The sequence below is a fragment of the Desulfonatronospira sp. MSAO_Bac3 genome, from assembly GCF_003838035.1.
Taxonomy (GTDB): domain Bacteria; phylum Desulfobacterota; class Desulfovibrionia; order Desulfovibrionales; family Desulfonatronovibrionaceae; genus Desulfonatronospira; species Desulfonatronospira thiodismutans.
In genome coordinates this window covers 1-8,099 of the sequence record NZ_QYZY01000292.1, presented here as the reverse complement: position 1 = coordinate 8,099, position 8,099 = coordinate 1, and the positions used below count along the sequence as shown (strand labels likewise).

Here is an 8,099-nt window from a genome sequence, read left to right as displayed (position 1 = left end):
CCGGTCGCGTAGGCTTTATGGCCAAGCCTTACCGGGTGCCGGAACTTTTGTCCAGAGTGCGGGAAGCAATCGACCGGCCTGTCCAGGATGGGCAGTAGTCAGTGTGAGCTGCTTGCCCCTGACAGGCAGAGTGCACAAAATCAAACAGTTAAAAAGATGAATTAAAAGGCATCTGTTTTTGATTTTTTGCAGGTCAATCTTCATGGGGGCTGGCCACAGGAAAAACAGAGTTATTCATGTAATTTTCCGCAATAAAGCAAGCAGGGATTAATTCGCAGCAAGTAGTAATAATCCTTGCTCTTTCAGTGTCAGACACCCTGAGATATAATTTGACATTTTAATCCATCCAGTCTAATTATCTTCAAATAAGAGGTTTTATAAGGAGCATTGGATTTTTAACACGCCATTGCTCGCCTGCAATACCCACCTGAAGAGTCTTTTCAAGTTGCATTAACCTTGATGCTTCTATGTTTCCAGAGCGCGCCCGGTCTGTATGCCCGTCTTTCCGGGCTGAGCCGTTTCCGTGAGAATCGGGCGGTTTTTTTGGGCTAAAACCAGGATTTGAATTTTATCAGGAGGAGAGATTGATGCAAAGTCCGTTTCCCGAGTTGCAGCTTTTTATAACCGGTCCTATCTATGTCCGCCCGGAGGTACGTCAGGCGGGGCTCTGGCCGGAATTCGGCCACAGGGACGCAGAAAACCGCAAGCGTTTTGAACCCATAATGAAAAACCTCAAGATTCTGGCCGGTGCACCGGACGATTACGAGGTGATAATTTTCAACGGCAGCGGCACCAATGCCATGGAGGCCTCCATCAGGTCCCTGGTGGCTGACGGTGAAAAGGTGCTCAATGTGTCTGTAGGGGCATTCGGAGACCTTTACCACAAGATCGCCACAGTGAACGGCAAGGATGCTGTTCAGCTGAAGTTTGATCCCGGCTCATGCATAGATACAGCCAGGCTGCAGCAAGCCCTGGATGAGCACAGGCCGGCGGTGGTTTCCCTGACCCACAACGAGACATCCACAGGTGTTACCAATGATATCAAGGCTGCCTGCGAGGTCATCCGCAGGTCCGGGGCCCTGGCCCTGGTGGATGGAATCAGCATATTCGGAGGTTCCCCCAGCCATATCGAGGATACCAGATGTGCCATGTACATAACTTCCACCCAGAAGAGCCTGGGACTTCCGGCCGGTTTCGGGATCGCCTTTGTGAGTCCGGAAGCCTTGGCCAAGGCGGAAAAGGTTTCCAACCGTGGCTTTGTTTCCGACATTCTGGGCCAGCTGCCCAGGGCCAGAAAATTTCAGACTCTGACCACTCCCAACTGCACCCTGGCCAACCAGATGTATCTGCAGATGGAGTATATTGTAAATGAGGAGGGTGTGGAAAGCCGCTTCAAAAGACATTTACAGATGCGTGATGCAGTGCATGAATTCGTCTCTGGACTTGAAGGCTTTGAACTCTTTGCTCCAGAAGGCTACAGTTCTCCAACAGTGACCTGCATACGCGTTCCTGAAAGTATGACAGCGGCCAGGCTGAAGGAAATCAAGGAAACCCTGCGGGAGAAAGGATACCTGTTTGACCCGGGTTACGGCAAGCTCAATGACGCTTTGGAGCAGGCCGGAAAAAGAGCAGTTTTCCGTATCGGGCATTTGGGCGATATAAATATGGATATGCTGGAGGAATACTTGCAGACACTGAAAGGCATACTGCAGGCTTAAAAAACAGGTGCCCTTCACAGGGTCTGGCAAAGGAGGTCAAAGTTTATGAGAATTCTGGCAAATGACGGCCTGGTGGATGAAGCTGTCAACTTTCTGCGCCGGGAAGGTTTCAGCGTGGACACGGAAAAGCGTGATTATGAAGATCTGCTTGGAGACCTTCCTGATTTCGACGCCCTTCTGGTGCGCAGCGCCACCAAGGTAAACAGGGAGCTCATCGAGGCAGCCACCACTAAGCGGGGCAAGCTGAAGATAATCGGCCGCGGAGGAGTAGGCACGGACAACATCGATCTGCAGGCCGCCAAGGAATGCGGTGTTGTGGTCAAATTCGCCCCGCACGGCAACATCAATGCCACAGCGGAGCATGTAATCGGGCTCATGTTCGCCATAGCCCGCAAAGTGCCCTTTGCCCACCATACACTGAAATCGGGCATCTGGCACAAGGCCCGTTTTAAAGGTGTGGAACTGCAGGGCAAGACCCTGGGCCTCATCGGATGCGGGCGTATAGGGCAGGCCGTGGCCACCAAGGCCAAGGACCTGGACATGAAGGTCATCGGCTTTGACATGCAGCGCTGGATGGATTCGGAAGTGGACTATATGGATTCCATGGAAGAGGTGCTGGATCATGCCGACTTTGTAAGCATCAACACCGGAGGGGCGCACACCCTGATAAGAGAGCCAGAGCTTGAACGCATGAAATCCAGCGCTTTCCTGATAAATGCTTCCAGAGGGGTGAATGTGGAGGAAGACGCCCTTTATTATGCCCTTAAAAACGGCAGGATCGCCGGAGCGGCCCTGGACTGCTACGAAAAGGAACCCAAGCGCGAAGGCGAGCCTTTTACCAGCAAGCTGGCCGAACTGGACAATATTGTCCTTAGCGCTCACCTGGGGGCTTCCACAGCCAATGCCGCCCGCAAGACAGGGATGGAAATCGCCGATGTGGTCTCAAAGTATTTAAAATATGGGGACTTCAGGCAGTCAGTCAATGTGGGCCAGACTGTAATCGACGAAGGCATTGATCTTTATACCATTTTCATTACCCATGAGGACAAGCCGGGTATGTTCGGCAAGTTCGGCACAGCCTTCGGCGATCTGGGGGTGAACATCCAGGAAAATAATTCCAGACGCCTGGACGGGCTGGCCCAGACCATATATACCATCCAGGAAAAACCTACTTCCGAGATGCAGGAGAAACTCCTGGAAATTGACGGGGTCAGAAGGGTGGTTTACTAACTCTTATCAATTTACCCAATATCAGAGAGCAAGAACAGGGGCACAGCATTTTGAATGGTTGCCAGTGTTCAAGCCCGGCCGCAAATCTGCTTTGAGGCCGGGCTTTTTAAGTTTCTGTCCCGGTGGAGTATCAATGTCCTGCTTTGCGCACGCTATTTGCATAAATTTATCATGGATAAAAAGTCGAGTACAAAATTTCCGGATGAACAGCAATGCGTGTGGCAATAGTCAATTTTTCCCGGCAAAGCCTGGTTTCGCCCCATGAGATAAGGGCAGCTGTAGAGCGCCTGCCCCGGGAGCACTACGCCAAAATAAAGATAATCCGATACGATCCCGAGCGCAGCCTGGCCCTGGAAATGGCCTATATCAACAACAATCCCGAGTCCCTGCGGGCCAGGGGCACATACCTGCATGACTGGGACAGTTCGGACTCGGTGGTGGTTATTTATCCCTTCAAGACAAGGGATGTTTTTTTTCATACCCTGTACCACGAGATAGGGCACCATGTGTTTTTCCGGGTCCTGGACCAGGGTTTGCGGGATGAATGGTTCGCCCTGCGCAGGGCTGAAAAAGGCTTTGTCTCAAAAAGGGCGCGCAAGGATGCCCGGGAGGATTTCGCGGAAACATATTCCTGCCTGTGCTTCAGGACCCACCTTCTTTACCATGCCCCCGGAAAAGCTGACTTCATGCGCAGAAAAGTTTTCAGAAGCGTGATCTCAACAAGACGATACATTTAGTTTTCATCCGGAAACGGTGCTTTTTCCCTTTAGCCAAGCCGCAATAGTCCATGTATCTGAAGACAGTGCGCCTCACCCGCTGGACTTTAACTTCTTTGATTGATAATAGTTCTTGCTTAGATGTAGCTCTATGATTATAAAACAATCTGAACATTTTTTATCGGTTTTTCATCTTGAACCGCATTTTTTCAGATTGCCGGAGGAGCTATGAATAAAAAATACAGGGTGTTGAAGAGGTTGATGCCGGAGAATTCCTTGTCACGCAGGGATTTTTTGAAAAGTCAGGCGGGTCTGGCGGCTGCAGTGGCTTTTTCCGGCCTTGGAGTTCTGGGTCAGGCGTCTGTTTCCAGGGCAGGAAACAGCCCGGATATCGGCGTAGCCAGGGGCGGCCCGACAGAGGCTGTCAGGGCTTGTGTGGATCTCATGGGCGGCATGTCTTCATTTGTCAGTTCCGGGGACAAGGTGGTGATAAAGCCCAACATGAGCTTTGCCCATACCCCGGACCGGGCCACCAATACCAATCCCCGGGTGGTCAGTGCCCTGGCTGAGATGTGCGTGGATGCCGGGGCATCAAGGGTCATGGTCCTGGACAACACCCTGCAGTCGGCCCAGAGATGCATGGAGCTTTCAGGCATCCGGGATGCCTGTGCAGATATCCCCAATACCCGGGTAGAGACCTTTGATTCCCGTCGATTCTTTCAGGAGGTGTCCATTCCTGAAGGTGAAAGTTTTCGAAGCACCGAGGTCATGCGCGATGTTCTGGATGCGGATGTTTTGATTGCCGCTCCCGTGGCCAAGTCACATTCAGCCACCGGGGTCAGTGTTTCCATGAAGGGCATGATGGGACTCATCCGCAACCGGGGTGTGATGCACAGCCGCTACAATCTGAACCAGGCCATAGTGGACCTGTGCACCCTGCTCAAGGCGGATCTCACCGTGGTGGACGCGACCAGGGTGTTGTCCAGCCACGGTCCGCAGGGGCCGGGAGACGTCATTGAGGGTGAGCTTGTGCTAGCCTCAAGGGATATGGTGGCTGCAGACGCCAAGACAGTGGAGTTGTTTCCCTGGTATGGACGAAAGATCCGGCCAGACCAGGTGGAGCATATAAAAATGGCCCATGAGCGGGGTCTGGGCAGGATGGACCTGGACAACCTGGAGATCCAGACGGTTGATGCCTGATGAATTTCAAGAGGACCCTGCAGACTCTAAGTCTTTTTGCTTTTATCACCCTGCTTCTGCTGGCGGCCTTTCCCCTCAGGACCTGGTTCCCCACTGATTTTTTTCTGCGTCTGGACCCGCTTGTCTTTGCAGGTACTGTGCTGGGGGCCAGGGAGTGGGCAGGGGCCCTGCTGCCCGGGCTTCTGATCATCCTGGCCACTTTGTTTCTGGGGCGTTTTTTCTGCTCCTGTATCTGTCCCATGGGTGTCACCCTGGATATAAGCGACCGGATTTTTAGGCCAAGAGATTCCGGCAGAAACCTGTCAGTCCAGTCACTCCTGACCCTTCGCCGGGTCAAGTACCTGGTGCTGTTTTTCATCCTGGGTACAGCCATTGTGGGAGTGTCCTCTGTATTTATTGCTTCACCCCTGTCTCTTATAACCCGCTTTTACGGGCTGGTGATATATCCTTTTGCAGTGCATCTCACCGACCTGGGACTGGACAGCCTGTATCCGGTCTATTCCAGCCTGGGGCTGCAGAGCCTGGCCTATTTTGAACCTCAGGTCTACCGTTTCGCCACCCAGATATTTATCCTGTCCTTTTTCATACTGGTTTTTTCCCTGGTTGTTCTAGCTCCGCGTTTCTGGTGCCGCAGTCTTTGTCCGGCAGGGGCCTTGCTGGCTCTTTTTTCCAGAAAGCCTCTTTTGCGCAGGAAAGTCTCTACCTCTTGTACCGAGTGCGGTCTCTGTCAGAGAAGATGTCCCATGCAGGCCATCGAGGAAGACCCGCACAGAACCAGCCACCAGGAATGTATTGTCTGCCTGGAGTGCGTGCGGGTCTGCCCGGAAAAGGCTGTGTCCTTTCAGGCGGGTTGGAACAAAGAACCCGCTGTATCCGGATTTATGCCCCAGAGACGTAAAGTAATGGCTTCGGTCCTGGGGGGCGTGGGATCGGCCCTTCTTTTGCAGACAGGCATTCGAGAAGTGCGCGGCGATATCGTCCCGGGCAATGTTGCCCCGCAGTTTCTGATCCGCCCTCCCGGGGCCCTGGAAGAGGAGGATTTTCTTTCCCGGTGCATCCGGTGCGGGCAGTGCATGAAGGCCTGCCCCACCAATACCCTGCAGCCAGTCTGGTTTGAGTCCGGAGTGCTGGGACTTTTCAGCCCCAAAGCCCTGCCCAGGCGGGGACCGTGTGATCCCACATGCAATGTCTGTGGCCGGGTGTGTCCTACAGGGGCCATCAGGGACCTGCCTATAAACGAGAGGGTCTGGGCCAGGATGGGCACGGCCAGGGTGGTACGGGGCAAATGCCTGGCCTGGGCCTGGGACAGGAAATGCCTGGTCTGTTTCGAGGTATGTCCTTATGCGGCCCTGGATCTGCGCCGGGTGCCGGGCATAGATATACCGGTGCCTTTCGTGGTCCTGGAAAAATGTTCCGGATGCGGTGCCTGCGAGTTTCACTGCCCGGTGCAGGCCCAGTCGGCCATAGTGGTGGAGCCCATGAATTCCCTGCGCATGAACAAAGGTTCGTATATCGAGGAGGGCCGGGCCCAGGGCATGGTCCTGGATCCGGATCCGGACCGCGAGCGCGAGCCCCCGGAAGAGATCATGCCGGACACAGAGGAACCGGATGATCTACCTCCCGGGTTTACGGACTGAGGCAGATTTTATACTTGTCAGATAAGTGGCTTGCCAGCAAAGCTCGACATGAATATAATAGTATATATGTGTATATGTTGGGACTTTAGATTTATCAGTTAACACGGGGCCATGCCCGCAACCTATTTTTTTCACGCAAAGGCAAGAAGGTTGCTTAGGTTTTTTTATGTGCGGTGCATGGAAATGTTTAACCGGGCCTGCTCCTCAGCATAGCATTACGAGCACGGTGTAAACTCCCCTCCTTAGCCAAGGAGGGGCCGGGGGTGGTTGTATGAGCTGTCTTCATTATATACTATAATATATTTAACTGGACATTGTTTTAATTATAACCATAGGAATTGCAGATGCCAACAATAAGTATGTTTTATGGGATTATTGTTTATATTTTTTACGAGGACAATGTTAGGCATAATATTCCTCATATCCATGTACGCTATCAAGATAATAAGGCTGCTGTTTCCATTAAGGATGGATCAGTATTAGCCGGTAAGTTCCCATCCAAGCAACTTAAACTAGTGCAGGCATGGATAGAAATCCATTATGATGAGTTGTTGGCTAACTGGGAGCTTGCCATAAGTGGTGAAAAGCCCTTTAGAATAGCTCCTTTACAGTAATGGAGGTCCGTATGAATGAGTTGTTGGATGTAGTTAGGGTAGAGCCCAATGAAAACTTTTTTCTAAAATTGGAATTTGAAAATGGAGAGGTTCGTGTTTTTGATATGAATCCTTTGCTTATGAAAAAACCATTTGACAGTCTTCAGGAAAAGAAGATTTTTGAATGTGCCACTGTTAACCATGGTACAGTTGTCTGGCCAGGCGATATAGATATAGCTCCGGAAACTCTTTATGATTTTTCCAGGCCATTAAAACCCTCTGAATAATAGCTTAAAACGGGATATTTATGATAGTAGCAGTTGCTACTTAATAAATAATTGATAGCCCAGTTGAACATTTGAGATATTGATGCATCTGCAAAAAGTCGAGAAATCAATAATTCAGAAATTAATAATTTGCATAACTCTCTGTTTTTACTGACCTCTGACGTCTGATCTCTGACCTCTGTCACGCGCCCTGCCACGCGCTTCGCGTGGTTCGCGTGACAAAAATGACCTTTTGCAGTCACATCTTCATAACCGGCTGGTAGAGCTTTTCAATGTATTCCAGTGCGGAGTTTGCCCAGAGAAACCTTTCATAATATCCTGTATACTGCAGGGCGCGAAAATGCAGCGGGTTTTGTGTGTACACCTGTCGGGCCTGGTTTACTGCTTCCAGCTGGTTGGTGAGGATTTCCCTGCGTGACGAGCCGTCAAATCCAAAGCCTGTACCCGCGGGATCGTTGTGCGGCCTGACAGTGTCCGCCAGGCCGCCGGTCCAGCGCACCAGGGGCGGGGTGGCATGGCTCATGGACTGCATCTGGGTGATGCCGCAGGGCTCAAACAGGCTGGGCATGAGGAAGACATCGCTGCCCAGGCTGATCTGTCCGGCTTTTTGGGCGTCAAAAGCTATTACAGCGTACAGGTTGGGTCTGTCTGAGAGACTTTGCAGGAAACTTTCGTATTCCGGCTCTCCAGTGGCCAGCACTGCCACGTTTACTCCGGG

At 51.8% G+C, this 8,099-nt stretch carries 7 protein-coding genes and 1 pseudogene; 7 read left to right on the top strand and 1 reads right to left on the bottom strand.

Annotated features, from left to right (window positions below):
- Positions 1-587 precede the first annotated feature (587 nt).
- The 7 genes from D5S03_RS09925 to D5S03_RS09895 all read left to right on the top strand — a co-directional run bounded on the left by D5S03_RS09925 (position 588) and on the right by D5S03_RS09895 (position 7,381).
- Complete coding sequence (locus D5S03_RS09925; protein WP_287043768.1) at positions 588-1,718, top strand: pyridoxal-phosphate-dependent aminotransferase family protein; 1,131 nt, start codon at positions 588-590, stop codon at positions 1,716-1,718.
- A gap of 45 nt (positions 1,719-1,763) precedes the next feature.
- Positions 1,764-2,948 (top strand): NAD(P)-dependent oxidoreductase, encoded by a 1,185-nt coding sequence (locus tag D5S03_RS09920; protein ID WP_287043766.1) that lies wholly within the window; start codon positions 1,764-1,766, stop codon positions 2,946-2,948.
- A gap of 212 nt (positions 2,949-3,160) precedes the next feature.
- Positions 3,161-3,685: a zinc-binding metallopeptidase gene (locus D5S03_RS09915; RefSeq protein WP_287043764.1), complete on the top strand. Its 525-nt coding sequence runs from the start codon at positions 3,161-3,163 to the stop codon at positions 3,683-3,685.
- A 207-nt stretch (positions 3,686-3,892) separates the two neighbouring features.
- Positions 3,893-4,864 (top strand): DUF362 domain-containing protein, encoded by a 972-nt coding sequence (locus tag D5S03_RS09910; RefSeq protein WP_287043762.1) that lies wholly within the window; start codon positions 3,893-3,895, stop codon positions 4,862-4,864.
- Positions 4,864-6,501 (top strand): 4Fe-4S binding protein, encoded by a 1,638-nt coding sequence (locus D5S03_RS09905; protein ID WP_287043761.1) that lies wholly within the window; start codon positions 4,864-4,866, stop codon positions 6,499-6,501. The genes D5S03_RS09910 and D5S03_RS09905 overlap by 1 nt, the downstream gene beginning before the upstream one ends.
- Before the next feature lie 344 nt (positions 6,502-6,845).
- Complete coding sequence (locus tag D5S03_RS09900) at positions 6,846-7,115, top strand: DUF4160 domain-containing protein (protein ID WP_287043759.1); 270 nt, start codon at positions 6,846-6,848, stop codon at positions 7,113-7,115.
- Positions 7,116-7,126: 11 nt separating this feature from the next.
- Positions 7,127-7,381: a DUF2442 domain-containing protein gene (locus tag D5S03_RS09895; protein WP_287043757.1), complete on the top strand. Its 255-nt coding sequence runs from the start codon at positions 7,127-7,129 to the stop codon at positions 7,379-7,381.
- A gap of 238 nt (positions 7,382-7,619) precedes the next feature.
- Here D5S03_RS09895 and D5S03_RS09890 read toward each other — a convergent pair.
- Positions 7,620-8,099: pseudogene (locus D5S03_RS09890) on the bottom strand (hypothetical protein); the annotation flags it as partial.